We start from the raw sequence: 26323 nt of genomic DNA on the forward strand, positions 1-26323 counted from the left end.
GCGACACGGTGATGTTGTCTGGCAACAAGCTGCACAACATCCAGTCCGACGGGATGCACGGGGGCGGGACCTCGAACATCACCATCACCGGCAACACCTTCACCGACTTCGCGCCCAAGGCGGGCGACCACCCCGACGCCATCCAGTTCTGGACGACCGGAACCACTGAGCCGGTGCATGACATCGTCGTGACCGACAACATCATCACCCGCGGCGCCGGCGGCGTCATGCAGGGTATCTTCATGGGCAATGAGAAGATGCTGGAATACAAGAACGTGACGATCACCGGCAATGCGGTGGTGGGCGGCATGTACAACGGCATCTATGTCGCCGACGCGTCCAACGTGACGATCGAGGGCAACCTCGTCCAGGGCTACAAGGACATGACCTCGTGGATCTACATGTCCAAGATCACCAACGGCGTCCTGGACAACAACCATGCGACAAGTTTCAATCTCGCGAAAGACAACGTCGGCCTCAACAACCACGATAACGCGACCCTCGACCTGCAGCCGGTCGGCGACGTCCTGACGCTCGATCACTGGCTGCACCCCGATGTGCCTGTCGCGGCGGTCGTTGTGCCCGCGGTGGTCCTGGATCCGATCATCTGGTCGCTGTGGTCGAGCACCAGCAGCTGGTTCTGACGGCCCGCAAGGCGATCGGCTGAGATGAGATCCCCCGCGAGGTCGGCGCGGACCGGAACTCGATCTACCGGGCGCGGGTCCTTGCTAGACTCTCCCGCCTGAGGGTCATTCGCCACCCGATCATCGCCGTTCGCTCTGGAGTTTGCGCTTGGTTCGTGAGGCTGTGAATCCCTCCGTGTCCGCCCGTCACGCGACGCTGGCAGGCGCTGGCATGACCGCGGCGCTGCTGGCGGCGATTTTTGCGGTCGCCTGCCTGCCCATCCTGACGGCCCCGGTGCTTCCGACGATCGATTTCTACGATCACCTGAACCGATATTTCGTCCTGGCCAAGCTCTCCCAACTCTCCTTCCTCAGGGATAGCTACGAGAGTCATTGGTCGCTTCTCCCAAATATCGGCCTTGATGTCCTCGGATCACAGATATCGCTCTGGCTGAAACCGGAATTTTCTCCACGAATATTCACTATAGTTATATTCTCAATACAATATATAGGAATTTTGATATTCAACCGGGCGCTGACGGGAAAGTTCGGCATTCTGAACGCCGTTCTGATTGTGCCGTTACTCTATAGTTTCATATTTATCTGGGGATTTGCAAATTTTCTTCTGGGCCTGGGGCTAGCCTTCTGGGGCGCGACGGCCTGGCTGTTGCTGCGTCGGCGCCTGGCGGTCGCGGCGCCCGTCGGCATCGTCTTTGGCCTGGTGATTTTCCTGACCCACGGCGTGGCGTTCGGCCTCTACGGCTTGCTGCTCGGCGGACTGGAACTTGGATTCTTCGTTCTCAAGGGCGAAGGGGTCTGGAGCTTCGCGCGACATCTCCTGGCGCTCGCCGTCCAGGCGATCGCGCCCCTGGCGTTGTTCGTCATCAGCGCGACGGCGCAGGCGTCGGGCGGCGTGACCACCGCGGGCCAGAGCATTCAGCATCTGATGAACCGCGGAAGCCTGGCCCAGCGGCTGATCGACCTGGCCGCCTATCGCCTGCAGACGATTGTCCGCGTCGCCGAGGGTCCGACGCTGGCGTTCGACGTGGTCACCCTGACCGCCACGGCCGCGCTTGTGGCTTGGCTGGGCCTTCGTGGACGCGCGCGCCTGCCGCGGGAAACCTGGATTGCCCTCTCGATCGGCGCGGCGCTGGTCGCCGTTGTTCCGCCGGCCATGTTCGGCGTCGGCTATGTGTCGGACCGCATGCCGCTGTTCTTCGCCCTGCTGCTGGTCGGGTCGCTGTCGTTTCGTCTTCGCCCCGACAGATACGACGCGATCCCGGTGGTGCTGATCGTGCTGCTGGTGGTCGGCCGCATCGGATACATCTGCCTGGACTGGCGCAGCTACGCCCCCGATGTTCGCGACTACCGCGCCGTGGCGTCGCAAATTCCGCCGCACCGGGTGGTGAACTTCATCAATGTGTCGCTGCAGCCGCGCCTGGGACAGCAGCGGCGGTGCGAGATGTATGGGCCGATGCTGATCTCGATGTACGGCCAGGCCGCCGCCCTTTTCGCCATCCCAACCGCTCAACCCATCCGGCTGAAGGGGCGCCTGGCCTTTGCGCTCAGCGATCTTCCAGACCACAAGCCGTTCATCGGCAAGGCGGCGGTCGACTACTACAACCGCACCCTGGACGCGGTGGTCGCCCAGAAGCGTTTCGACTATTCCCTGATCTGCGACGCAGATCTGCTGGGCCGCCCGCTGCCGGCGACAGCCGAGATCGCCGCCCGGCAGGGGCGGTTTACGCTGGTCCGCATACGATGACCCTATCCGGGCGCCGCCGGCCGGCCTGGTTCGCCGCCCTGGTCGGAGCGACAGTTGGCGGGGTGGTCCTTGGGCCGATGCCGGTCGCCGCGGCGGCGGCTTCAGCGCGCCTGGCGATGGCCTATGATCGGCCGGGGCAGCCCGTGGCCCTGTCCGCAGACCGAAAGCTCAATTTCCGGTGCATCGGTCATGGACACCCGACCGTGATCCTGGAATCCGGTTTCGGCGCCAACGCCGCGGCCTGGTGGAAGGTCCAACCCCTGGTGGCGACAACCAACCGGGTCTGCGCCTACGACCGAGCCGGCTACGGCTTCAGCGATCCGGGACCCCTGCCGCGCGACGGCGCGGCGATCGCCAGAGACCTTGATCGCGGGTTGCGCTTGGCGGGCGTAAGGGGGCCGCTGGTCCTCGTGGGACACTCCAGCGGGGGGCTCTACGTTCGCCTGCTCGCGGCCCGGCGGCGGAAGGATGTGGTCGGAATGGTGCTGGTCGACCCGTCGGTGGAACACCAGGATCGTCGGTTCGCCGCGATCCTCGGCCAGGGAGCCGGCAGTGTGGAGGGCATTCGCCAGCGGGTCACGGCCTGCGCCCAGGCCATGGAGGCCCGACCAGGCGTCGATGCGGCGCGCGACGCCTGTGTGCCCCGCACCGCCGGCGCCCACGACCGGGCCATCGGGCTGCGGTCTCAGACCTGGCGCACGCAGGTCTCGGAGATCGAGACCCTGTTCGCCGCCACGTCCGATGAGGTCGATCGGGTGGGCGATCTCCTGAAGACCCTGCCGGTGATCATCCTGACCGCCACGCCCACGGGTCTGCCCGCCGGGGCGGACGATCCTGGGGGGCAGGTCTGGCAGGCGTTTCATCAGGACCTCGCGGCCAGGTTCCGCCCGGGTCAGCAGCGGCTGGTGAAGTCCTCGCACCTGATGATGATCGATCGACCGGACGCGATCGTCGCCGCGCTCCACGACGTCGTCGCCGCAGCTGGTTCGCCGGTCGCCCGCCGCGACCCGACGGCGCGCGATGAGGCAATTTCCGGCCCTAAACGCCCGTGAGGCGATGTCGCCTCGCGCGCTGTCAACCGAACAAACAGACTTTCTGGCTATGCCTCGACGGGCGATCCTGAAAAGAGTCTCGGCCGCGCGCGGGCGCGACCGGCTTCCCCAGCACGACGAAAGGGCCACACCATGGGCATAGCCGCTCGGTTGAAACGTGAGAGGCTCTATGTGAAGGCGCTGGGCCTTTCCTATCTCGTCACGCAACGCAGGGTGTCCCCGGGGCTGACCCGGGCGAAATCGCGGTTCGGGGAGATCTTCTTCCGTCCGGCGGACAGCGATCTGAAAACCTTCTGGGACACGCTTGGCGCGCGCGAATACGACCTCGCCAAGTTCCCGCAGTACGCCACCGTCCGGCGCATCTATGACGAGGCTCTGGCGCAGGGACAGACGCCGGTGATCATCGATGCCGGCGCCAATATCGGGACCGCCTGCATCTGGTTTTCCCAACAGTTTCCCGCCGCGCGCATCCTGGCCGTCGAGCCCGACCCCGCCAATCTGCAGGTGTTGCGGCTGAATACGCGCGGGCGGAACGTCGAGATCGTCGAGGCCGCCATCGTCGCCAGGCCGGGGTCGGTCAGCCTGGTGGCCGCCGACGCCTCCTGGGGCGTCCAGACCGTGCGCGGCGGCGACGTGCCGATCACCACCGTGGCGGAGTTGCTGAACCGGGTAGAGAACGGGCGCCTCCTTCTGGTCAAGATCGATATCGAAGGCTTCGAGGACGACCTGTTCTCCGAGGCGACCGACTGGATCGCCCAGGCCCCGGCGATCTTCATCGAGCCCCACGACTGGATGCTGCCAGGCCGCAGGTCCAGCCGCTCGTTCCGGGCGGCCATCGGCCCGGAGTTCGACATGCTGATTTCCGGTGAGAACCTGATCTTCGTCCGCGACTACGGCTCGGACGCCGCGTCGATCTAGCTGCGGTTGGCGCGCGCCCTGTCCCAGAGGCGCGTGGCGAATCGGAGCAGCTCGTCCTCGGGACCCCCGGGACGTCCTTGCAGCAGCCACAGCGCCGTCGTGCTGACCAGATAGGTCAAGACCCCGACGGCGACCCGTAGGGCGATCGACGCCACCAGAGCCGGCGCCGCGTGGCCCATCGGCGCGGCAAGGGCGACGGCCAGCACGGCCAGGGTCATGGCGACCACGCTGACCAGGGCGCGCGCGTTGGCCGACAGCTGGGCGATGATCGACAGGCCGGAGATGTGCTTGACCACCTGCATGTTGAGCATGATGCCGACGCCGGCCAGGAAGATCCTGACGTAGAGGATACCCATCAGGCCGCCGAAATACATGCCCACCCCCACGACGGGCGCGCTGATCAGGAAGCCCTGCAGGTCGCGCTTGAACAACAGCCGGGTCTCGCCCGCGGCCAGGGCGATGGACTGGGCGAGCATCGCCAGGGTCATGATCGAATAGACCAGCGTCAGGATCTGAACCACCGGGATCGCGCCGAGCCACTTGTCGCCCATGGTCAGCCGGATCAGCGGGTCGGCGATCAGGCCCAGGCCGATGCCGGCCGGCAGGGCGGCGGCGGCGACCAAGGTCTGGGCGCGCTGATAGGCCGCCCCCAGCCGGCCGCGATCATGAACCAGATGCGCAAGGGCCGGGAACAGCGTCGACATGACCGGGGTCATGGCTTCCTTGGTCGGCAAACCCGCCAGATTGTCTCCGACCGCATAGACCCCCAACGGCGCACGACCCAGGAACTGGCCGATCAGCAGGCTGTCGAACTTGAGATTCAGCGTCAGGACCACATCGCCAAGCGTCAGCCACACGGAAAAGGCGAACAGCTCCCGGTAGTGCTCAAGGTTCAGGCGCGGCCGGAACGGGAAGAGCAGGTAGGAAATCGCCAGGCCCGCCGCCTGGCCCGCGAGCGTGCCCAGGACCAGGGCCCAATAGGTCTTGTAAATCAGGGCGAAGACGATCGAGACGACCAGCGCCGTCAGCTTGGCGCTGACCTGCAGGGCGAACTGCTGCCGGAAGATCAGATCCCGGACCAGCATGACCGTCCGGGGATTCTGAAATCCGTCGAGGATCGGGCCGAGCGCCAGGACGCACATCAGGGCGAACAGACGCGGCTCGTGGGAGATCAGGGCGGCGGGCTTGGCCGCCAGGCACAGGAACAGGGCGATGAGGAAACCGCGCGCGGCGTTGAGGGTCCAGGCGGTCTGGAAATGTGCGGGCGTCGGAGCCCTGTGCTGGATCAGGGCCTGCGACAGCGACATGTTGGTCACGGAGCCGACCACCCACAGGATCGTCGTGCCGAACGCCACCAGCCCGAAATCCGCCGGAATCAGGATTCGCGCCAGCACCAGGGTGGTGGTGAGGCCGAGCAGGTTGGTGCTCAGGCGCGCCGCGGCGATCCAGATTGTGCCGGTGGCCAGGCGCGCCCGCAAATCCCGCATCGACGGCGCGCCGTCTTCCGTCTGATCAGGCACCTTGGGCGACTCTATTCCCTGCGGTGAACGCCGCCGCGAATGGCAACTCTAACGCACCGTTCCTGCGTCCCCAAGTACGCAGGGCAGCGTGCGCAGGATGATGGCCATATCCAGCCATACGGACTGGCGCTCGACATACTCAAGGTCCAGCGACACGCGGCGGCGTACAGCCTCCGGCGTATCGACCGGCCCGCGCGAACCGTTCACGGCGGCCCAGCCGGTGAGGCCGGGCTTCATCCGGTGCCGGTGGGCGTAGGTTTCCACCAGCTTGCTGGCCTCCGCGCCGTCGGTCAGCATGCCGATGGCGTGGGGCCGGGGCCCCACCAGGGACATCTCGCCACGGATCACGTTCCAGAGCTGTGGAAGCTCGTCGAGGCTGGTCTTGCGGATGAACCGTCCGACCCGGGTGACCCGGTCGTCGTTGGCGCTGACCTGACGACTGGCGTGAGCATCGGCGGCCCCGGCCCGCATGGAGCGGAACTTCCAGACCAGCACCTCCTCGTTCAGGTAGCCGTGGCGGCGCTGTTTGAAGAGGGCGGGGCCGGGACTGTCGATCCGGATGGCGATCACCAGAATCACCAGCAATGGGATCAGCGCGATCACCGCCAGAACGCTGAGCGCGATGTCGAGAGATCGCTTGACGAACAGCTGCCAGGCGCCGCGCCGGGCGCCTGAAAGGTGGGCCAGCGGGATGTCGAGAATCCGCTCATGGGCGGCCAGTTCGCGGGCCGCGTCGCGGCCTTCCACCAGCAGGCTGATGGCGTTGGGGACCGGGGCCAGGCTGGCGAGAAGCTGGGCGATGCGGCCCGCGGCATTGGCCGGAACCGTCACCACGATCCGGTCAACGTAGGGCAGGAGACGGTGCGAGGTCACGCTGGCCGTGGTCCCCAGCACCGGCACGCCGGCGATGTCACGCGGCGTGCGGGCGCCTCGGTCATCGAAGATGCCAAGAATATTCACCTCGCGGCTGCGCAACGCCGCGTCGATCAGTCGGGCCGCCGCCGGCGTGGCGCCGACGATCAACAGATTGGGCGTGAGCAGACCTCTGGTCCTGAGCTGCCGGACGTACAGGAACCAACACAGGTGCGAGGCGGCGAGCAACCCCGCGATCGTCAGGCACCAGTCGACGATCTGGCCCGTATTGTGGGCCCTGGTTTCGGGTGCGCGGAGGGATACGAAGGTCAGCATGATCAGCCCTGATCCGCCGACCGCGCCGATGACCCGGTAGATGTGCCGATGCAGGCGCTCGCGCGCGCTCAACTGATAGGCCTCGAAGCTGACCAGGGTCGCGGCAACCAGCAGCGAGGCGGCCAGCACGAGGCCGGAGGCTGGACCCTGACGGAGCCAAGCAACTCCGACGACGCCAGCCATCAGCAGCAGATCGCTGAGCTGGACCAGGCGCGCGAGGGTGTCGCCGCCCAGGCGCGAGCGGGCGCTGACCAGATGTCGCGGGCGCAGGGGGCCACGACGATGCGCGCGAGTCTCGGCGGGGTCGGCGCTGGCGTCGAACGGCATCGGGATCAGCCCTTGGGGAACGCGACAGCGACTATGGCGGGTTTCGCTTAAGCAACCGGTTAACCCCGGCCCCCGGCGCCCACCTCAAGGCGCTTCAGTGCGGGTTGTCCGGGGGGCCGCGCCGCCCCGGGGCGCGGGCCGACCGCTGCCCCGCGCGCCGGCGTGGCAGATCGATGAGGTTCGACCGATAGCCGGGCTCAAGCGGATCCTCCGATGTCACCGGCCCGCGCTCGAGGGTTGGCAGGCCGCGCAGGGTCGCCGGTGACCGGAGCACAGTGAGGTCCTCGGAGATCGCTCGTGTGCCGGCGCTGAGGATGGCGATGGACTCGTCATCGACCCCCAGCGTCCGAAACACCGCCGCCCGCGCGCGCCGTTCGGCCCGCCGCATGGCCAGCCACAGCGCGACCAGCAGTCCGCCCAGTATCACCCCAGCAATGATCAGCAGCCAGAACAGCAAGAAAACTCCACAACCCGATTGGACCTTACGCGTACTCGGTGACCTGTCTGTGGCGCCGCCGGCAAAGCGCATGCCGCAGCCCGGCACGCCTCAGGCCCATCTGATTTTTCAAGCCCCCGTCGGCGATCCGCGGCGCCCGGAAACGCCACGCGGACCGACGCCATACTTCGGCGCGCGCTCCCAGCGCAGGGCGTCCTCGACGATCCGCGCCAGGGACGACCGCGTCGGCGTCCAGCCGAGCAGCGCCGCGGCGCGCGCCGGATTGGCCACCAGGCTCGCGGGATCGCCTGCCCGGCGTGCGCCAGAGACATACGGAACCGTTTTGCCCAGCGCTGCGCCGACGGAATCGATGACCTCAAGGACGGACTTGCCCGCGCCGGCGCCAAGGTTCACTGCCTCGAAGGCGCCATCGGCGAGCTCCAGCTCCAGGGCCGCGACGTGGGCGGCGGCCAGATCGGCGACGTGGACATAGTCACGCAGGCAGGTCCCGTCGGGAGTGTCGAAGTCCTTGCCGAAGACGGTCAGCGGACCCCCCTCGCTCAGGGCGGCGGCCATGGCCAGCGGGATCAGATGGGTTTCCGGCTCGTGGCTCTCGCCAATCATGCCGGACGGATCGGCCCCCGCGGCGTTGAAATAGCGCAGCGCGACGGCGGACAGTCCGTAGGCCCCGCATTGCGCCTGGATCAGCCACTCGGCGGCGAGCTTGGTGTCGCCATAGGGACTGGCCGGGGCCTTCTCCGCGGTCTCGCCGATGGTTTCGAGCGGACCCCGGCCGCCCTGTCCGTAGACCGCGGCGCTGGAGGAGAACACCAGCCGCCCGACCCCGTGCTCGCGCAGGGTCGTCAACAGGGTCGTCGTGCCCCCGACATTGACGTCCCAGAACAGGTCAGGCCGGGCCACGGAACGGCCGACCTCGATCAATCCGGCGAAATGGATCGCCGCCGTTATCCGATGGGTCTTGATCGCTTCGGCCAGGGCGACGTGGTCGCGGATGTCGCCGTGGACGAACGGTCCCCACTGGACCGCCTCACGGAAGCCGGAGACCAGACTATCGTAGACGACCGGCGTGAAGCCGCGCTCGGCAAGCGCCTTGGCGGTGTGGGCGCCGATATAGCCGGCCCCGCCGGTGACCAGCACGGCGGGTTTCGAAGTCTGCGTCATGCCGCCAATTCTGAACCTCGATTGTGTCGAATTAGCTAAGACGCCGCCGCCCGGTCCAGGGCGTTGTTCCGCCGCGAGGTCAAGCTCATCGATGTCCGAAAACCGCGAGACATGCTGACGCGGGGCGGCCATTCTGGCGGCATGGATATGGATTTCGAAGCCTGCCGCCGCGCCTTCCTGACCCGGGACACCCGGTTCGACGGCCGCATCTTCGGCGCGGTCAAGACCACGGGCATCTATTGTCGCCCGATCTGCCCGGCGCGCACGCCCAAGCCGCAGAACATGACTTTCTATCCCAGCGCCGCGGCCTGTCAGGAGGCCGGCTATCGACCTTGCCTGAGGTGTCGCCCGGAGAGTTCACCCGATCTCGGCGCGTGGCGCGGCACGTCCAACACCGTCTCCAGGGCGCTGGCGCTGATCGAGGCCGGTGCGATGGATGCCGGCGATGTGGACGGGCTCGCCGCCCGGCTGGGGGTCGGTGAGCGGCAGCTGCGCCGACTGTTCCGCCAGCACCTTGGCGCGTCACCGGTGGCGGTCGCCCAGACCCGTCGGGTGCTGCTGGCCAAGCAGCTGATCCAGGAGACCCTGCTGCCGATGGGCGAGGTGGCGCTGGCCTCGGGCTTCGGCAGCGTGCGGCGCTTCAACGAGACGTTTCAGCAGCTGTTCAGCCGACCCCCCGGGACGCTGCGCCGAAGCCGCGCCGACGAGGCGCCGTCCGAGGTCGCCGGGATCACGGTTCGCCTGCCCTACCGGGCGCCCTACGACTGGGTCGCGATGATCGATTTTCTCTCGGCGCGGGCGATCCCGGGCGTGGAGCAGGTGACGCCCCGGCGCTATGCGCGAACCCTCGTCGTCGAAGGGATGTGCGGCGTGGTCACGGTCTCGCCCGGCGCCGGAGACTTCCTGGTGGCGGAGATCCACTTTCCCAAGGTGCGGGTCCTGCCGGCGGTGATCGCCCGCATTCGCCGGGTCTTCGACCTCACCGCCGATCCTGGCCTGATCGGTTCGCACCTGAGCCAGGACCCGGCGCTGGCGCCGCTGGTGGCGGCGCGGCCGGGGCTGCGCGCGCCGGGCGCCTGGGACGGTTTCGAGCTGGCCGTGCGAGCGATCCTGGGCCAGCAGATCACCGTGACGGCGGCGCGCGGCCTCGCGGCCAAGCTGGTGGCGGCCTATGGCGAGGCGGTCGAGGATCCGACCGCGGCGGCCCTTGGACTGGCGCGGGCCTTTCCGACGCCGGATCGGCTGGTTGGCAAGGATATCGCGGCGCTGGGCATGCCGAGGTCGCGCGGCGCGGCGCTGGAAGCGCTGGCCCGCACCGTCGCGGCCGACCCGGCCATCTTCACGCCGTGCGCCAGCCTGGAGAGCGCCGTCGCCGCCCTGAAGGCGCTGCCCGGGGTCGGCGAGTGGACGGCGCAATATATCGCGCTGCGCGAACTGCGCGAACCCGACGCCTTTCCGCAGGCCGACATCGGCCTGCTTCGTAGCATGGCTGACGCGGCAGGCTTACGGCCGACACCGGCCGAGCTGCTGGTTCGCGCCGAGGCCTGGAGGCCCTGGCGCGCCTATGCGGCGCAACACCTATGGGCGGCCGACGCCGTCACCGCCGTCAAGGCGGTCGAACCCCCCGCCGTAGAGGCGGCCAAAACCAAGAGGACCCGGACCGATGCTCGACGACGCGCCGCCTGACACCCTGACCCTCGACCGGCTGGCGACGCCGGTCGGCACGGCCCTGCTGGTCACCGACCAGGCGGGATTGCTGCGCGCCTTCAACTGGACGGACTACGAGCCGGCCATGCTGGCCTGGATCGGACGCCACTATCCGGCCAGCCGGCTCGGGGAAGGCCGGTCGCCCTGGCGCGGGGCGTTCGAAGCCTATTTCGCCGGCGAGGTCGCCGCCCTGGAGGCCGTTGCGTGGAGGGCGTCCGGCACGCCGTTCCAGCTCAGCGTCTGGAACGCGCTCTGCACGATTCCCGCCGGCGAAACCCTGAGCTACGCGCGCCTGGCGCAGCGGATCGGGCGGCCGACGGCGGTGCGTGCGGTCGGCCTGGCCAACGGAGCCAACCCGGTCGCCGTCGTCGTGCCCTGCCACCGGGTCATCGGGACCAATGGCTCGCTGACCGGATATGGCGGGGGATTGCACCGCAAGCGCTGGCTGCTGGACCTGGAGGCCGCCGCCTCCAGGGACCGGGTCGCCGCCTGATTTCACCGCCCCCTTTCGCGACTGGAGGGATCGGCGACTGACCCTCGCGCTGGCTGTGCTATGAGCGCTCTCCCGAAAGCGCACCGGCGAGGCGATGGAAGAGTTTCTGCGACAGTATGGGCCGATCGGGATCTTCCTCGGCGCGGCGTTCGAGGGCCAGACGGCGGTGATCGTCGGCGGTCTGCTGGCGCGCCAGCAGATCCTGAACCTGTGGCTGACTCTGGGCTGCGCCACGGCGGGTTCGGCGATCCTCGACCACCTGTTGTTCGTGGCGGGCCGGCGGTTCCGGACGCACCGGTGGGTGGCGCGGGCGACCCAGCAGGCCGCCTTCGCCCGGGCGCTGAAATTCATCGAGCGGTTTCCGATCAGCTACACCCTGACCTTCCGGTTCATCTTCGGCCTGAGGATCGCAAGCCCGATCGCCATCGGCGTCTCGCAGGTGCCGACCTGGCGTTTCACCCTCCTGAATATCCTCGGCGCGATCATCTGGGCCACGACCTTCACCATGGTCGGGTTCGTGTTTGGCGAGGCGGTCCACGATCTCTTCGGCGGCGCCCATCACGCCGGCCGCTGGACGTTGATCGCGGCCGGCGCGATCGTTCTGGCTGTGCTGCTGATCTGGGGCGTGCGCTATCTGGTCGCCCGCCGCCGCCGCGGCAAGACGCCGCCGCGGGGCGATTGAGGCGCCGGCGGGAACGATCGCCCAAGCCTGACCGTTGGCATGGTATGACCGTCGCGCGCACAATCAACAGACGCACCCTGCTCGGGGCGGCTGCGGTTGCCGGTGTTGGGGCCGGTGTCGCCAGCCGGGTCATGGCGCAAGGCGCGCGGGTGTGGCCCGGCGGCGCACGCGCGGCGGTGAGCCTGACCTATGACGATGGGCTGAACAGCCAACTGGACAACGCCGTCCCCGACCTCGACCGCCTGGGCCTGAAGGGGACGTTCTTTCTCACCGAGGAGAATGCCCACTGGCGGCTCGGCGACTGGCAGGCCCTGGCGCAAAGGGGGCACGAGGTCGCCAACCACACCATGACCCACCCCTGTGCGCTCAACGGCTATACCGCCAGCCGGTTCGAGCACGCCGAACTGGACCGTATGCAGGGCTATCTCGACGCCCACTTCGGAGCGATAGGCGAGCGGACTTTCGCCTACCCTTGCGGCTATCTGGGCCTTGGCCACGGCGACCGGCGCGAACGCTTCGGCCGCTATCGCCGCCTGTTGCAGCGCAGCGGCGTCGTGGCGGCGCGGACGACGGCCGGCGGACCGAACCGGCCGGGCGAGGCGCTCGCCGATCCCCTGCGCCTGCACGGGTTCGAACCCACCTATGACGGCGATAGCCCCGCGCCGGCGCTGCGCTATCTGAACGAGACCATCGCCCAGGGGGGCTGGGCGATCCTGGTGTTTCATGAGGTTCTTCCGCGCTGGCATGGCGACGGCGACGCCAGCATCGCCACCCATCGCAGCATTCTCGACCACCTGGCGGCCACGGGGCTGTGGTGCGCGCCGATGGGTCGGGTGTTCGACTATGTCGAGGATCGCTGGGCGTAGAGCCCGCGCCGGTCTTCACAGCTGTTTGCGCCGCGCGGTATCGCGGGTAATCCTTGTCGCATGAGCATCAAGAAGCGTTCCCAGCCCGCCGATTTTGGCGACCCGCAGAACGCTGAGTCACCCGGTGCGGGTCTTGGGCCGGACGCCGGGTCGGGCGAGGCGACCGGTCTGGTCGCCGATAGCTGGTCCGCGAGCCAGCTGCAGCCACCGGCAGGCCGCACAGCGATCACGGACGCGGCCGCGCGCACGCCCGTCCGCGGTGCGTCGACCGAGCTGACCACAGCCGCGAACGCGCCCGATGCGTTCCGGCCGCCATCCGCCTGGCCGATCTATCTGATCGCCCTGGCGGTCGCCGTGCTCTGGGCGTTGGCCCCGATCGCCTTCGCCATCGGCTACCGCGGCGGCGTGGCGCCGCTGCGTGACGACGCCTTCGCCATGGCGGTGTTCGCGATGCTGGCGGTGGGGCCGGCGGTGTTCGTCTTCGGCTGCGCCTATATGTTGCGGCAGGGCCAGAAGCTGGGCGCCGAGGCGCGCCGGGCCAAGGCCATGGCCGAGGACATGCTGGCCCCCGCCTTGGCGGCCGCGGCGCGGACCGGCCATGTGGTGCAAAGCGTTCGCGAGGAGATCGTCCGGGCCGGCGACGCCGCCGACGCGGCGCGCGAGACCCTGCTGGCGTTGCGTGACGCGCTGGCCGTCGAGAGCGAACGGCTGGTGGAAAGCACCGACGTCTCCATCCGGACAACCCGGGAGCTGACCACAACGCTAGGGCGCGAGCGCTCGGAGATGGACGCGCTGGCCAGGAGCCTCGACGCCCAGGCCTCGCGGGTCTCCGACAGCATAACCCAGCAGGCGCGCATGGTGGCCGAGGCCACCGACCTGGCCGAAACCCAACTGCGCGAGGCCGAGGTCGCACTGGCGGGTCGCGCCGCCGACATCGCCGCGGCGGCGGGTGAAGCCAGCAGCGCCGCGCGGACCGCCGGCGAGGACCTGACCCGCCACATCGCGCGCCTGGAGACCGCAGGCGTCGGCGTCGCCGAGCAGGTGCGCGCCGTCGAGGCGGGGTTGACGGGTCAGCGCACGGCGTTGGCCACGCTGACCCAGGCCCTGAAAACCGACCATGCGGGCTTCGCCGAGCAGGCCGAGGCCCATGCGGTGCAGCTCTCGGAGTTCATCGGCCAGGCGCGGTTGTCGTCGGTGGAGCTCAGCGACCGGGCCCTCAAGGGCGGTGAGAGCCTGCGCGACCTGATGGCCAACGCCGCCGAGCAGTTTCGCGACCTGGCCGAGACCGCGCGGGCGGAGCGCGAGGAATTCGGCCAGGCCACCCTGCAGTCGCTGGAGACCGTATCGGTGGCCGCGGCTCGTCAGCGGGCTGAGATGGAGACCCAGACCCGGGCGGCGATCGAGGCCCTGGCGGCCGCCGCTGAGGAGACCCGCGCCGCGGCCGCCAGCCACGCCGCCGCGGCGCGCGAACAGATCGACCAGCTCTCGGAAGCCGCGTTCTCCGCCGGGCAAAAGGCCAACAAGGTGTTCGAGGCCAGGCTTTCCGAAGCCCGCGCGCTGGTGGAGACCTCGTCGGAGATGGTCGACCAGGCCGGCGCCACGACCGCGCGTAAGCTGGAGGAGGGCGCCGCGGCGGCGCGGGCCTCGCTGGCCGGGTTGCAGGACATGCTGGCGCAGATCGAGGCGCGCGCCGCGCAGCTGCCGACGAGCGCGCGGGGCCAGATCGATCTTGTCCGGGCCGCCGTTTCCAAGGGCATGGAAGAGCTGACCGCCCAGGCCCGCCGGACCGCCGAGGAAGCCCAGGCCATCGACGCGGCGTTCCAGGATCGCGTAAGGCTGAATTTCGAAATGCTGAGCGAGGCGGTCAGGCTGATGGGGGCGTCGGCGGCCGGACCGCGTGGCGCGCGCGCGTCGCCCCCGCGCCTGGACCGTCCGCCGGAGGAAACGAGGCCCAGTCCGATCGGTCTTGCTCGCGAGAAGATCGCCAGCTTCGCCGCCGCGGCTCCCACGGCGCCACAGGACGATGCGGCGGGCGACCTTGCGTTCGAAGACCTGATGGAGCCGGCGCCCGCCCGCGCGCCGGTCGCCGTGGCCCCGGCGGCGCCCCTGGCCGTCGAGACCATCGCCGATCCTGGCCTGCGGCCGCGGCTCAAGCTGACTCCGACGGCGACCGACGCGGAATTCTCGGCGGTGTTCGAAGCCGCCGGCGGCCAGGGCGCAATCGGCGCAGGCGGCGATGCCCCGGAGCCAGCCCCCGAGGGCGAGACCTGGACCTGGAAGGACCTGCTGGCGTCCATCGACGGGGCCGACGCCGAGGGCGAGCGGTTGCAGGACATCCTGGGCGCCGAGCTGGCCAGGATGGGCGTCGAGCCCGCCAAGCTTTTGCCCAAGGCGCGGATCGACGAGATCGCCGCGGCGGTTCAGACCGGCGACCTTGAGGGCGCCCGCCAGGTGGTCAGTCGGCTGGCGCCGGCGGCGACGCGGCGGATCGCGCGCCGGCTGGTCACCGACGAGGCGATCAAGCGCCAGACACAGATCTATGTCCGCCGCTACCAGACCCTGGTGGACGACGCGGTCGTGCGCGATCCGGAGGGGTTTCTGATGGCGACCCTGCTGGGTGATGACGCCGGTCGGCTGTACCTGCTGCTCGACGCCGCGGCGGGGGACCTGGTTTAGACGTGCTGGCGCTGGCCGCCCGGGCGGAGCGCTGGCCCCTGGCGGCGGCTTTCGTCATTTCGCGGGGCTCCAAGACCGAGGCCGAGGTCGTGGTCTGCGAGATCGCAGACGGCGCCCATCGCGGTCGCGGAGAAGCCGTGCCCTATGCCCGCTATGGCGAGACGATCGCCGGCGTCCTGGATCAGATCGAAGGGGTGCGTGGCGCGATTGAGGCCGGCGCCGACCGCGCGGCGCTGCAGGCCCTGGCGCCCGCTGGCGCGGCGCGCAACGCCATCGACTGCGCGCTCTGGGACCTGGAGGCCAAGCGCGCGGGGGTCAGGGCCTGGGTGCTGGCCGGGCGGGCCCGGCTCGACCCGCTGAAGACCTGTTTCACCATCAGCCTGGGGCCGGCGGAGGCGATGGCTGAAGCGGCGCGCGCCAATGCGCGCCGGCCGGTGCTGAAGCTGAAGATCGCCAGCGCCGATGACCTGGACGCCGTCGTCGCCGTGCATGCCGCGGCGCCGCGGGCCCGCCTGATCGTCGACGCCAATGAGGGCCTGACGTTCGAGGCGCTGCGCCGGTTGGCGCCCGACCTCGCCAAGCTTGGGGTGAAGCTGGTGGAACAGCCGCTGCCGGCCGCCGAGGACGGCGCGCTCGAAGGCTACGCGAGTCCCGTGCCGCTGTGCGCCGACGAGAGCCTGCACACCCGCGACGAACTTGCCGCCTGCGCCCGGCGCTATGGGTTGATCAACATCAAGCTCGACAAGGCCGGCGGCCTGACCGAGGCGCTGGCCTTGGCCGACGCGGCGCGCGGGCTGGGGCTGGGCCTGATGGTCGGCTGCATGGTGGCGACGTCGCTGGCCATGGCGCCGGCGATGATCGTCGCTCAGGGCGCAGCGGTCGTCGATCTCGATGGCCCGCTGCTGCTGCGCCGCGACCGGGAGCCGGGGCTGGTGATCACCGGCTCGGTGCTGGAGCCACCCTCGCCGGACCTGTGGGGGTAGGGCGCTTCCCGGTCGCCGGGCAAACCGTGCTAGGGACGCGCCAGTCTTAATTGTGCGCGAGACGGCGATGCTGAACCCCTTCACCCAGACGCCCGCGAAGATCGCGGTGATCGGCCTGGGCTATGTGGGACTGCCGCTGGCGGTGGCCTTCGCCGCCGACAACGAGGTGGTTGGATTTGACATCAAGGCGGAGCGGATCGCCGAGCTGCTGGCTGGCGAGGACCGCACGCTGGAGGTCTCCGCCGCCGAACTGGCGTCCGCCTCGGGACTGAAGCTCAGCGGCGATCCCCGGGATCTTGCAACCTGCAACGTGTTCATCGTCACCGTGCCGACGCCCATCGACGCCGACAAGCGGCCCGACCTCAGCGCGTTGATGGCCGCCAGCCGCAGCGTCGGCGCGGCGATCGGCAAGGGCGGTCTGGTGATCTATGAAAGCACCGTCTATCCGGGCGCGACGGAAGAGGATTGCGTGCCGGTGGTGGCGAAGGTCTCCGGCCTGGCGTTCAATCGCGACTTCTTCGCGGGCTACAGCCCTGAGCGGGCAAATCCGGGCGATCCGACCCACCGGCTGGCCGATATCGTCAAGGTGACGGCGGGCTCGACACCCCAGGCCGCGGCGTTTGTCGACGCGCTCTACGCCTCCGTGGTGACCGCGGGGACCCACCTGGCCAGTTCGATCCGCGTGGCCGAGGCGGCCAAGGTGATCGAGAACACCCAGCGCGACTTGAACATCGCCCTGATCAACGAGTTTTCGATGATATTCCAGAAACTGGGTGTCGATACCTCCGAAGTCCTGGCGGCCGCGGGGACCAAGTGGAATTTCCTGAATTTCCGGCCGGGCCTGGTGGGTGGCCACTGTATCGGGGTCGACCCCTACTACCTGACCCACAAGGCCGAACAGCTAGGGTATCACCCCGAGGTGATCCTGGCCGGGCGCCGGATCAATGACGCCATGGGGGGGCACGTGGCGCGCGAGCTGGTCCGGGCGCTGGCGGAACGGGGCGTGGCGGCCAAGGGCGCCCGGGTGCTGGTGATGGGCCTGGCGTTCAAGGAAAACTGTCCCGATCTGCGCAACACCCGGGTGATCGACATCATCGCGGCGCTGGGGGCGGATGGCGCGAACGTCGACGTCTGGGACCCGTGGATCGACGCCGGCGAGGCGCGCCAGGAATACCGCCTCGATCTGATCGCCGACCCAAAGACCGGCGCCTACGACGCCATCGTGCTGGCCGTCGCCCACAAGCAGTTCTTGGACCTGGGCGCAGCCACGATCCGAGCCTTCGGCAAGGCCGGCGCGGTGCTGTTCGACGTCAAGAGCGTGTTGCCGAAGGCGCCGGGCGACCTCAGGCTTTGACGCCATAGTAGTCCAGGTACCAGTCGACGAAGGCGCCGATGCCGACTTCGATGGGGGTGGACGGGGCGTAGTCCAGGGCGGCTTTGGTCGCCTCCACGTCAGCTTCGGTGCGGGCCACGTCGCCGGGCTGCATGGGCAGCAGGTTGAGCTTTGCCTTGCGGCCCAGTTTCGCCTCCAGCACCTGGATGTAGCGCATCAGCTCGACCCGCTGGCTGGCGCCCAGGTTGAGCACGCGCCAGGGCGCGACGCCGCTGGTCGCGGGATCGGGGTTCAGCGGGTCCCAGTCCGGGTTTGCCCGGGCCGGCCGGTCGATGGCGGCGACCAGGCCATCGACGATGTCGGCCACGAAGGTGAAGTCGCGCTGCATCTTGCCCTCGCCATAGACGTCGATGGCCTGGCCCGCGAGGATCGCCTGGGTGAACTTGAAGAGCGCCATGTCGGGTCGACCCCATGGCCCGTACACGGTGAAGAACCGGAAGCCCGTCGAGGGGATGCCGAACAGGTGCGAATAGCTGTGCGCCATGACCTCGTTGGCGAGCTTGGTCGCGGCGTAGAGGGTGATCGGATGATTGGCCCCGTCGTGGACGCTGAACGGCAGCTTGCCGTTGGCGCCATAGACCGAGCTGGTCGAGGCGTAGACCAGATGCCTGGGCTGCACTGCGCGGCAACCCTCCAGGACATTGAGGAAGCCGACGATGTTGGAGTCCACGTAGGCCGCGGGGTTTTCCAGGCTGTAGCGGACGCCCGCCTGGGCGGCGAGGTTGACCACGGCCTCGGGCTTCACCCGCGCGAACAGCGCCGCAACGCCGGAGCGATCGGCCAGGTCGAGGCGGGCATGGCGATAGCCCGGGCGCGCCTCCAGGATGGCCAGCCGCGCGGCCTTCAGCGCCGGATCGTAGTAGGCGTTGAGATCGTCGAGGCCGACGACCTCGTCGCCGCGCTCCAGCAGGCGCTGGGCAAGGTGGAAGCCGATGAATCCGGCCGAGCCCGTGACCAAGATCGCCATGCTGTCTCCCGAAGCCTATGACCCCCGCTGTGCCACTGCTTGCGCCAAACTTCAAACTGGGGCCCACCGAACGTCGGCGAGGCTTTCACGCGAGACGGATCCGGAATTTTTGGCCCGAGGTATGCAGGTACGCGTTGAGCATTTAAGAGACTGTCCACCTTTGACCGGTCCGGGGCGCTGATTCCGGTCGGTGGGGCGGAGCCAGGGAGCGTCAGTATGAACCAACGTCTCGTCCCGGGACTCGAGCCCGCGCCGACGAAGCATGCCAAGCTGCTGGCCTGGGTTCGCGATATCGCCGCCCTGACCGAGCCGGATCGGGTGCGCTGGTGCGACGGGTCGCAGGCCGAGTGGACCGAACTCACCGAGGCGCTGGTCGCGGCCGGCACCCTGAAGCGGCTCAATCCCGCGAAGCGGCCGAATTCCTTCTACGCCGCGTCGGATCCGCGCGACGTAGCCCGCGTCGAGAGCCGAACCTTCATCTGCTCGGAACGCCCCGAGGACGCCGGGCCGACCAACAACTGGCTTGAGCCCGGCGAGATGCGCGCCGATCTGCAGGACCTGTTCAAGGGCTGCATGCGCGGGCGCACGATGTATGTGGCGCCGTTCTGCATGGGCCCGCTCGGCTCACAGATCAGCGCCATCGGGGTCGAGATCACCGATTCGGCCTATGTAGCCGTCTCCATGAAGATCATGACGCGGATGGGCCAGGCCGCCCTCGACCAGCTCGGCGAGGACGGCTTTTTTGTGCCGGCCGTGCATTCGGTCGGCGCGCCGCTGGCGGACGGCCAGGCCGACGTCGCCTGGCCCTGCAACGAGATCAAATACATCGTCCACTTCCCGGAGACGCGGGAGATCTGGTCCTATGGCTCCGGCTATGGCGGCAACGCGCTGCTGGGCAAGAAGTGCTTCGCGCTGCGCATCGCCTCGGTGATGGCCCGCGACGAGGGCTGGTTCGCCGAGCACATGCTGATCCTGAAGCTGACGTCGCCGCAAGGCGAGGTGCGGTTCCTCTCGGCGGCCTTCCCCAGCGCCTGCGGCAAGACCAACATGGCCATGCTGGAGCCGACGCTCCCCGGCTGGAAGGCCGAGACCATCGGCGACGACATCTGCTGGATGCGCTTCGGCGAGGACGGCCGGCTCTATGCCGTGAACCCGGAGGCGGGATTCTTCGGCGTCGCCCCGGGCACCGGCGAGAGCACCAACGCCAACGCGATCGCCGCCCTGCACGCCAACTGCATCTTCACCAACGTCGCCCTGACCGACGACGGCGACGTGTGGTGGGAAGGCCTGACCGATGAGGTTCCGGCGCATCTGATCGACTGGCGCGGCCGCGACTGGACCCCGGCGAGCGCCGAGCCTGCCGCCCACCCCAACGCGCGGTTCACCGTGCCGGCCTCGCAGACCCCGGTGATCGCGCCCGAGTGGGAAGATCCCGCCGGCGTGCCGATCTCGGCCATCCTGTTCGGCGGCCGCCGCGCGAGCGCCGTGCCGCTGGTCAACGAGGCCCGCGACTGGGCGCATGGGGTGTTCATGGCCTCCAACGTGGCCTCCGAGGGCACGGCGGCGGCGGAGAACGCCATCGGCGAGCTGCGCCGCGATCCGTTCGCGATGCTGCCCTTCTGCGGCTACAACATGGGTGATTATTTCGCCCACTGGCTGGCGATGGGCGCCAAGGCCGATCCGGCCAAGCTGCCGCGGATCTATTTCGTCAACTGGTTCCGCAAGGATGAGCGCGGCGCGTTCGTCTGGCCGGGCTATGGCGAGAACAGCCGCGTCCTGAAATGGATCGTCGAGCGTCTGGAAGGCCGCGCCGAGGCGGTGGAGACGCCGATCGGGCGGCTGCCGGCGCCGGGGAGCCTGGATGTCGCGGGCCTTGGCCTGACGCAGGACCAGCTCGACCTGCTGCTGACGGTCGATGCCGACATCTGGCGGAAGGAAGCGGCCCTGGTGCCGGCCTTCTACGAACGCTTCGGCGAGCGCCTGCCGCCCGCGCTATGGGCCGAGCTGCAGAGCCTGATCGAGCGCCTGGGCGAGCCGGCCCGCACCTCGGCGATGGTCGCCGCGGAGTAGGTCCACGTCGCTGTCGCGGGTCAGCCGTTTGCGACGATGCGCAAATTCGGCGCGGCGCCGGCGCGTTCGCCGCGGATCTGGGCGACCAGGCCGAACAGGGTGCGACGGACCGCATCGACGTCGTCGCGCTCGGCCATCGCCTGAAGCTCGGCGAGTTGCGCGGCATTGACCGGCACGGCGGCGTTGGAGACGACTTCGAGGACCTTGTGGGCGCAGGGCAGCGAGCGCTCGGTCTCGTCGAGCAGGGCCTCGGTGAGTTTTTCGCCGGGGCGCAGGCCGGTGATCTCGATCTCGATCTGCTTGCCGGGCGTGCGCCCCGACAGCGCGATCATCTGGTGGGCGAGGTCCATGATCCGCACCGGCTCGCCCATCTCCAGCAGGAACAGGCGCGCGTCGTGACCCTCGCCTTCGGCGCAGGTGGCGGTGGCGTGCAGCACCAGCTGGCTGGCCTCCGGAATGGTCATGAAGAAGCGTTCCATGTCCGGGTGGGTCACGGTGACCGGGCCGCCGCGCTCGATCTGCGACTTGAAGATCGGCACCACCGACCCGGCGGAGCCCAGGACGTTGCCGAACCGCACGGCGGAGAAGCGCGCGCCCTGGCCCTTGGTCTGCTGGGCCTGGATGACGCTCTCGGCCAGGCGCTTTGTCGCGCCCATCACATTGGTCGGATCGACCGCCTTGTCGGTGGAGATCAGCACCATCTGGCCGGCCCCGCTGGCCTTTGACGCCTCGGCGACGTTCCAGGTGCCGACAACGTTGGTCAGCACGCCCTCGCAAGGGTGCTGCTCGACCATCGAGACATGTTTCAGCGCGGCGGCGTGGAACACCAGGTCCGGGCGCTGGGACTTGAAGGCGCGGGTGACGCGGTCGGCGTTGCGCACGTCGCACAGCACCGCCCGGCGCGGGACATTCGGGAAGATCTCGGCCATCTCGCGCTCGATCTCGAACAGCGAGGTCTCGGAGAAGTCCAGCAGGGTCAGGTGGGCGCAGTGGAAGGCGGCGACCTGGCGGCACAGCTCCGCCCCGATGGAGCCCCCGGCGCCGGTGACCAGCACGCGGCGCCCGCGGATCAGGTTGCCGATCGCCACCCGGTCAAGCTCGATCGGCTCGCGGGCGAGGAGTTCCTCGATATTGATGTCGCGCATCGGCAGGAGGATCACCCCATCATGCTGCGCGAGCTCAACAATCGACGGCAGGCGCAGCAGGCGGATCCCGTCGCTCTTCAGGCGGCCAAGCTGGTCGGCGGTGAGGCCCTTCAGCCGCCCCGGCTCCTCCAGGAACAGGATGGCGCGGGGATAGCGGTTCCAGCGACGCAGGTCGGCCAGGGCCTCGTCGAGGTTTTCGAGGCTCTCGATGATGCAGACGCCGCGCACCTGCTGGCCCACATCGCGGGCGTCGGTGCCGACGATTCCCACGGGGGTATAGGTGCGGTCATGACTGCGGGCGATGTCGCGAAGGTAGGTGTCGGCCATGGCGGGCGGGCCGATCAGCAGCAGGCTGGGCGTCTGGGTGACCCGGTCGGTGACGGTCTTGAGCGGCGAGAAGCTGTCGAGGGCGTGTTCGTGCAGGGCGCGGCGCAGGATCCGCACCCCCATCGAGCCGACCATCTGGAACAGCGGGGCGAGGAACAGGGTCGAGCGGGGCAGGCCCTGGGCGCGGTCGATGACGAACACCCAGAGCAGGAACACACCCACCGTCAGCACCGCGATCCGGGCCAGCACCAGGGCGTCCGGAATCGAGGCGTAGCGCCAGGGCGAGAGCTCCCGGCGGAACAGCATGGTGAACCCGCCGGCCACGCTGGCGTAGAGGACCACGAGCTGCGGCAGGCTGAGCGACACGTCGCTCCAGGCGCCCAGGCCGGCAATTCCGGCCGGCGGCGATACCAGAAAGGCGAGGGTGAAGGCCACGGCGGCCAGGATCACATCCGCGGCGATGGTCCGGGCCCGAAAGGCCATCCGCTCCATGCGTCGCGCTCCGTCAACTCTGCGAATCGTCAACATAGCCCTGGGGGTGCGAGCGTCTACCGAAACCGACGCTACGCCACGGGCGCCGTCGAAGCTGTTGCACCGCGCGAGCCGTTCTGCGCGACCACGAAGCGTCGGAACCTTAGGTAGCGACGGGCCAGGACGCAATGGAAAAGCCGCGCCCCGCAGGGCGGCGGCCTCCACGGCGGGGCTGTGAAATCAGGGGAATGTGGCTTTCACGCCCAGGACGATCTTGCTCTTGTAGATGTTTCCAAAGCCGTGCTGGTCGGTGTCCCAGTAGCGCAGGTCAAAGCCGATGTGGCTGTTGAGGGCATAGCCGAGGCCGAGGTTCCAGGTGGTGTAGTCGAGCGGCCCGACCACTTCCTGGCGGCCCAGCGCACCGCTGACCGAGAACGCGGTCTTGCCGATCGGCATGGCGGCGTTGACCTCGTAGTAGGTGGCCTTGCCGGTCTCGCCGAAGAACTGCGGTGAGTAGAAGACCGCGACGCCGAGGGTCGCGGGACCGGCGGGAATCGAGCCGGCGACCTTCCATTCGGTATAGTCCTCGTCGGGCCCCGCCGGCTTGTTGGTGTAGCCATAGCGGACGAAGCCCAGGTCGAGGGTGACCGGTCCCACGACCGGCTTGATGCCGCCGTAGATGTCGTATTCCATCTTGGTGCCATTCAGGAAGTCGACGTTGGAAAGCCAGATCCCCGCGTAGCCGATCCCCTCGATGGTCGCGTCCGCGCCGCCGAAGATCGAGGCGTGGTTGTTGGTCTGGCTGACCCCGCGAAATTCATAGTCGTTGTTGGCGCCGACGTTGAAGACGATGGCCAGCGGCTTGACGTCCTCGGCGCGAGCCGCGCCGGTCATCGCCAGCATCGCCGCCGCGGCGACCAGCGTGAGTTTCAGAGCTTTCATTGGTATATCCCCTTGATCGCGGCCTGCGCTGTCCGGGTTCACCGGATCCGACCGTGCGAGGCTATCGTTGCGGCCGGGCCGCCCAGATCAACGGGCGGGGCCGCTCCCGGCCGCGGGTTGCCGAGAGTGATTAAAATTCAGGCGCCCTACGGAACCGGCGCCGTGCGATCAGGCGCCGTCGGCGGCGATCCGTGGTCGGCGATCAGCCGCCCGAGTCGCGCGACCAGGACCGCCGCGGGGCAGGGCTTGATCTGGACGACCAGGCCGGAAAAGCGCGCCGCCATGGCCTGGGGCAGGTCCACCGCCGTGTGGACGATGAAGGGCAGGCCGAGGCCCACCAGGACCTCCACCAGGGGCGAAGAGTCCCCATCCAGCAGATTCACGTCCAGGATCGCGGCGGCCACCGTGCCGGTCGCCAGGAAGGCCAGGGCCTCCTCGCAACTCGCCGCCGGGCCGACGACCTTGCCGCCGGCGTCCTCCACGGCGAGCGCCAGGTCCAGGGCGATGAAGGGCTGATCCTCGGCCACGAGGACGCAGGCTTGGTTCAGCAATGAGGACGCCCCGTCGCGCAGTGGGGGAAGGTCGAACAGGTGTAAGCGTTCACAGCGCCAAGCGTTCCGTCTCCGCCGAAACAAGGACGACCAGCCCGGCCGGATTCCAGTGAAAGGTCAGGTCGCCGCGGAGCCCGCCGCTGACGCTTCGGCGGGCCAGCAGACCGCCGAAGCCCTCCCGCTCGGGCGGGCCGGCGATCGGGGGTCCGTGCTGTTCCTCCCACGCGAAGGCGAGGCGGCCCTTGGCCACCGCCCAGGAGACGTGGACGCGACCGCCGGGGACGGAGAGGGCGCCGTACTTGGCCGCGTTGGTGGCCAGTTCATGGACGATCAGCGCGACGTTGGTGGCGGCCTCGGCGCCGACCACGATGTCCGGCCCATCGATCCGGACGCGCGCGCCGTCGCCGGTTCCCGCAGGATCGACATAGGGCGAGAGAACCTTGCGGACCAGTTCGCCGAAGGTGGTTTCCCGGCCGGCGTCCAGCGCCGCCGAATCCCCCGGCCGGATCAGCTGGTGGGCGACGGCGAGCGCGCCGAGCCGGCCCTGGACGGCGGCGGCCATTTCCCTGGGCGTGGCCGCCGACCGGGCGCTCAAGGCCACCATGCCCCCGACGATGGCGAACAGGTTCTTGACCCGGTGATCCATCTCCTTGAGCAGCAGGTCCTGTTGTTCGGCGTGCAGCTTGCGCAGGCTGACGTCGAGAAAGATCACGCCGACCTTGAGGACGGCCTCATCCTCGAAGCGAAAGGCGAACAGCTCCAGCGTCCGCCCCATCGAGGCCAGCTCGCGCTCGAAACGGATCGGCTCGCCCGTCGCCATGACCGCGTCATAGGTGTCGAACCATTCCTGCGGCTCTTGCGGGAACGCTTCGCGAATGGTCTTGCCGACCACGTCGCTGACCCCGGTCTGCTTGGCAAAGCCGGTATTGGCGGAGAGGTAGCGGAAATCGCTCGGCTCGCCGGGCGCGGTGGCGACCTTTTCGAGGGTGCAGAAGCCCTCGTCGATGAACTCAAAGAGCATCCGGAACCGCGCCTCGCTGGCGCGCAGGGTCTCCTGCGCCGCCTGGCGCTCGGTCATGTCGACGAAGGTCATGACCACGCCGTCGATGACATTGTCGATCGTCCGGTACGGACGAATACGCAGGGTGAAGGTGGTCTTGGTGTCGTGCAGCACGACCTGCCGCTCCACCAGGGTCAGCTTGCGAAGGACGGTTCGCACGTCGCGCTGCAGATCGGGGTAGTCGAGAAGATTGACCACTTCGGCGATCGGCCTGCCGATGTCTGTGTCGCGGACATGAAAGATGTCGGTGACGCCGGGGGTGAAGCTCTTTACCCGCAAGTGTCCGTCGAGGAAGAGGGTGGCGATCTCGGTGCTTTCAAGCAGGTTTTTCAGATCGCTGTTCGCATGGGTCAGCTGATCGTTCTTGCTGCTCATCTCGGCATTGATCGTCTGAATTTCTTCGTTGATCGACTGCATTTCCTCCTTTGAGGTCTCCATTTCCTCGTTGGAAGACTGAAGTTCCTCGTTGACGGATTGATGTTCCTCGTTTGACGATTTCAATTCCTCGTTGGCGATTTCCAGGTCATCGATGGTCGACTGGAGCTGTGCGCGGGTCGTCCGCAGCTCCTGTTCGAGGGCCTTGACCGCGTCGCTGGAGTCCTTGTCGCTCAGGGGGGCGCCGCCGGGATGGCTCGCGCCGACATCCTGAAAGACCAGCACGACGTAGCCGGCCTCCGCGCCGTGGTCCTCCAGCGGTTCCGCCGTCAGGGTGATCAGGCGGGGGTGGCCCGCCAGGCGAACGGGCAGGTTTTCATGCTGGACGGCGCCGCGCGTGGCTCTGGCCGTCTTCAGGAGCGCGCGCACCGCCGGCCGCAGCGCTTTACGCAGGATGTCGAAGAGGGCGAAGCTGGGCGCGCCCGGCGACAGCTCGACATACTGGCCCATCGCGGGACCGGAGAACCGCACGATCCGGTCGTGGCTGTCGATCGCGACGTGCGGCGGATTGTATTTTTCCGTGACCCGCCGCGTGCTCTTGTCG

The 26323-nt window shown here is 68.7% G+C and carries 21 protein-coding genes; 12 read left to right on the forward strand and 9 right to left on the reverse strand.

Features of this window, described 5'->3' with window-relative positions:
- From RMN86_RS01365 to RMN86_RS01380, 4 genes are all read left to right on the forward strand, one after another.
- Nucleotides 1-644: right-handed parallel beta-helix repeat-containing protein (locus RMN86_RS01365; RefSeq protein ID WP_309604029.1), on the forward strand; the 644-nt coding region annotated here is incomplete at its 5' end.
- A gap of 175 nt (nucleotides 645-819) precedes the next feature.
- Nucleotides 820-2388, forward strand: a complete 1569-nt coding sequence (locus RMN86_RS01370) for a hypothetical protein (RefSeq protein WP_309604030.1) — start codon at nucleotides 820-822, stop codon at nucleotides 2386-2388.
- Nucleotides 2385-3440: an alpha/beta hydrolase gene (locus RMN86_RS01375; RefSeq protein WP_309604031.1), complete on the forward strand. Its 1056-nt coding sequence runs from the start codon at nucleotides 2385-2387 to the stop codon at nucleotides 3438-3440. Before RMN86_RS01370 ends, RMN86_RS01375 begins: the two co-directional genes overlap by 4 nt.
- Nucleotides 3441-3572: 132 nt before the next feature.
- Nucleotides 3573-4358 carry an FkbM family methyltransferase gene (locus RMN86_RS01380; protein WP_309604032.1) on the forward strand — a complete coding sequence of 262 codons (786 nt, stop codon included), beginning with the start codon at nucleotides 3573-3575 and terminating at the stop codon, nucleotides 4356-4358.
- On the opposite strand, the gene RMN86_RS01385 is transcribed toward RMN86_RS01380, so the two are convergent.
- The 4 genes from RMN86_RS01385 to galE form a co-directional block, all read right to left on the reverse strand.
- Nucleotides 4355-5878 carry a lipopolysaccharide biosynthesis protein gene (locus RMN86_RS01385; protein WP_309604033.1) on the reverse strand — a complete coding sequence of 508 codons (1524 nt, stop codon included), beginning with the start codon at nucleotides 5876-5878 and terminating at the stop codon, nucleotides 4355-4357. The genes RMN86_RS01380 and RMN86_RS01385 overlap by 4 nt on opposite strands.
- A gap of 48 nt (nucleotides 5879-5926) precedes the next feature.
- The gene (locus RMN86_RS01390) at nucleotides 5927-7393 is read right to left on the reverse strand and encodes an exopolysaccharide biosynthesis polyprenyl glycosylphosphotransferase (protein WP_309604034.1); all 1467 of its coding nucleotides are present in this window, start codon (nucleotides 7391-7393) and stop codon (nucleotides 5927-5929) included.
- A 94-nt stretch (nucleotides 7394-7487) separates the two neighbouring features.
- Nucleotides 7488-7850: a hypothetical protein gene (locus RMN86_RS01395; protein ID WP_309604035.1), complete on the reverse strand. Its 363-nt coding sequence runs from the start codon at nucleotides 7848-7850 to the stop codon at nucleotides 7488-7490.
- Between the two features lie 108 nt (nucleotides 7851-7958).
- Complete coding sequence (galE, locus tag RMN86_RS01400) at nucleotides 7959-9011, reverse strand: UDP-glucose 4-epimerase GalE (RefSeq protein ID WP_309604036.1); 1053 nt, start codon at nucleotides 9009-9011, stop codon at nucleotides 7959-7961.
- Nucleotides 9012-9122: 111 nt separating this feature from the next.
- Here galE and RMN86_RS01405 point away from each other — a divergent pair, with 111 nt between their 5' ends.
- The 7 genes from RMN86_RS01405 (at nucleotide 9123) to RMN86_RS01435 (ending at nucleotide 17772) form a co-directional block, all read left to right on the forward strand.
- Entirely contained in the window at nucleotides 9123-10697 is a 1575-nt protein-coding gene (locus RMN86_RS01405) for an AlkA N-terminal domain-containing protein (RefSeq protein ID WP_309604037.1), read from the forward strand.
- A complete protein-coding gene (locus RMN86_RS01410) occupies nucleotides 10675-11211 on the forward strand; it encodes a methylated-DNA--[protein]-cysteine S-methyltransferase (protein ID WP_309604038.1) in 537 nt (178 codons plus the stop codon). The genes RMN86_RS01405 and RMN86_RS01410 overlap by 23 nt, the downstream gene beginning before the upstream one ends.
- Before the next feature lie 94 nt (nucleotides 11212-11305).
- The gene (locus RMN86_RS01415) at nucleotides 11306-11893 is read left to right on the forward strand and encodes a DedA family protein (protein WP_309604039.1); all 588 of its coding nucleotides are present in this window, start codon (nucleotides 11306-11308) and stop codon (nucleotides 11891-11893) included.
- Nucleotides 11894-12024: 131 nt separating this feature from the next.
- Complete coding sequence (locus RMN86_RS01420) at nucleotides 12025-12759, forward strand: polysaccharide deacetylase family protein (protein ID WP_309604040.1); 735 nt, start codon at nucleotides 12025-12027, stop codon at nucleotides 12757-12759.
- A gap of 60 nt (nucleotides 12760-12819) precedes the next feature.
- Nucleotides 12820-15435: a polar localization protein TipN gene (locus tag RMN86_RS01425; RefSeq protein ID WP_309604041.1), complete on the forward strand. Its 2616-nt coding sequence runs from the start codon at nucleotides 12820-12822 to the stop codon at nucleotides 15433-15435.
- Nucleotides 15436-15437: 2 nt separating this feature from the next.
- Nucleotides 15438-16418, forward strand: coding sequence for an N-acetyl-D-Glu racemase DgcA (dgcA, locus tag RMN86_RS01430; protein WP_309604042.1), 981 nt, complete (start codon nucleotides 15438-15440; stop codon nucleotides 16416-16418).
- Between the two features lie 67 nt (nucleotides 16419-16485).
- The gene (locus RMN86_RS01435) at nucleotides 16486-17772 is read left to right on the forward strand and encodes a nucleotide sugar dehydrogenase (protein ID WP_309604043.1); all 1287 of its coding nucleotides are present in this window, start codon (nucleotides 16486-16488) and stop codon (nucleotides 17770-17772) included.
- Here RMN86_RS01435 and RMN86_RS01440 read toward each other — a convergent pair.
- Nucleotides 17762-18778, reverse strand: a complete 1017-nt coding sequence (locus RMN86_RS01440) for an NAD-dependent epimerase (protein ID WP_309604044.1) — start codon at nucleotides 18776-18778, stop codon at nucleotides 17762-17764. The two genes, RMN86_RS01435 and RMN86_RS01440, sit on opposite strands and share 11 nt — an antisense overlap.
- Before the next feature lie 216 nt (nucleotides 18779-18994).
- On the opposite strand from RMN86_RS01440, the gene RMN86_RS01445 reads away from it, so the two are divergent.
- Nucleotides 18995-20848 (forward strand): phosphoenolpyruvate carboxykinase (GTP), encoded by a 1854-nt coding sequence (locus RMN86_RS01445; protein ID WP_309604045.1) that lies wholly within the window; start codon nucleotides 18995-18997, stop codon nucleotides 20846-20848.
- Between the two features lie 20 nt (nucleotides 20849-20868).
- Here RMN86_RS01445 and RMN86_RS01450 read toward each other — a convergent pair whose 3' ends face one another.
- From RMN86_RS01450 to RMN86_RS01465, 4 genes are all read right to left on the reverse strand, one after another.
- Nucleotides 20869-22803 carry a nucleoside-diphosphate sugar epimerase/dehydratase gene (locus RMN86_RS01450; RefSeq protein ID WP_309604046.1) on the reverse strand — a complete coding sequence of 645 codons (1935 nt, stop codon included), beginning with the start codon at nucleotides 22801-22803 and terminating at the stop codon, nucleotides 20869-20871.
- 228 nt (nucleotides 22804-23031) lie between these two features.
- Entirely contained in the window at nucleotides 23032-23733 is a 702-nt protein-coding gene (locus tag RMN86_RS01455; RefSeq protein WP_309604047.1) for a TorF family putative porin, read from the reverse strand.
- A 146-nt stretch (nucleotides 23734-23879) separates the two neighbouring features.
- Complete coding sequence (locus RMN86_RS01460) at nucleotides 23880-24284, reverse strand: hypothetical protein (protein WP_309604048.1); 405 nt, start codon at nucleotides 24282-24284, stop codon at nucleotides 23880-23882.
- Between the two features lie 49 nt (nucleotides 24285-24333).
- On the reverse strand, nucleotides 24334-26323 hold a 1990-nt coding region (locus RMN86_RS01465; protein WP_309604049.1), incomplete at its 5' end, for a PAS domain-containing protein.

This window comes from Phenylobacterium sp. (assembly GCF_031360265.1).
Taxonomy (GTDB): domain Bacteria; phylum Pseudomonadota; class Alphaproteobacteria; order Caulobacterales; family Caulobacteraceae; genus Phenylobacterium.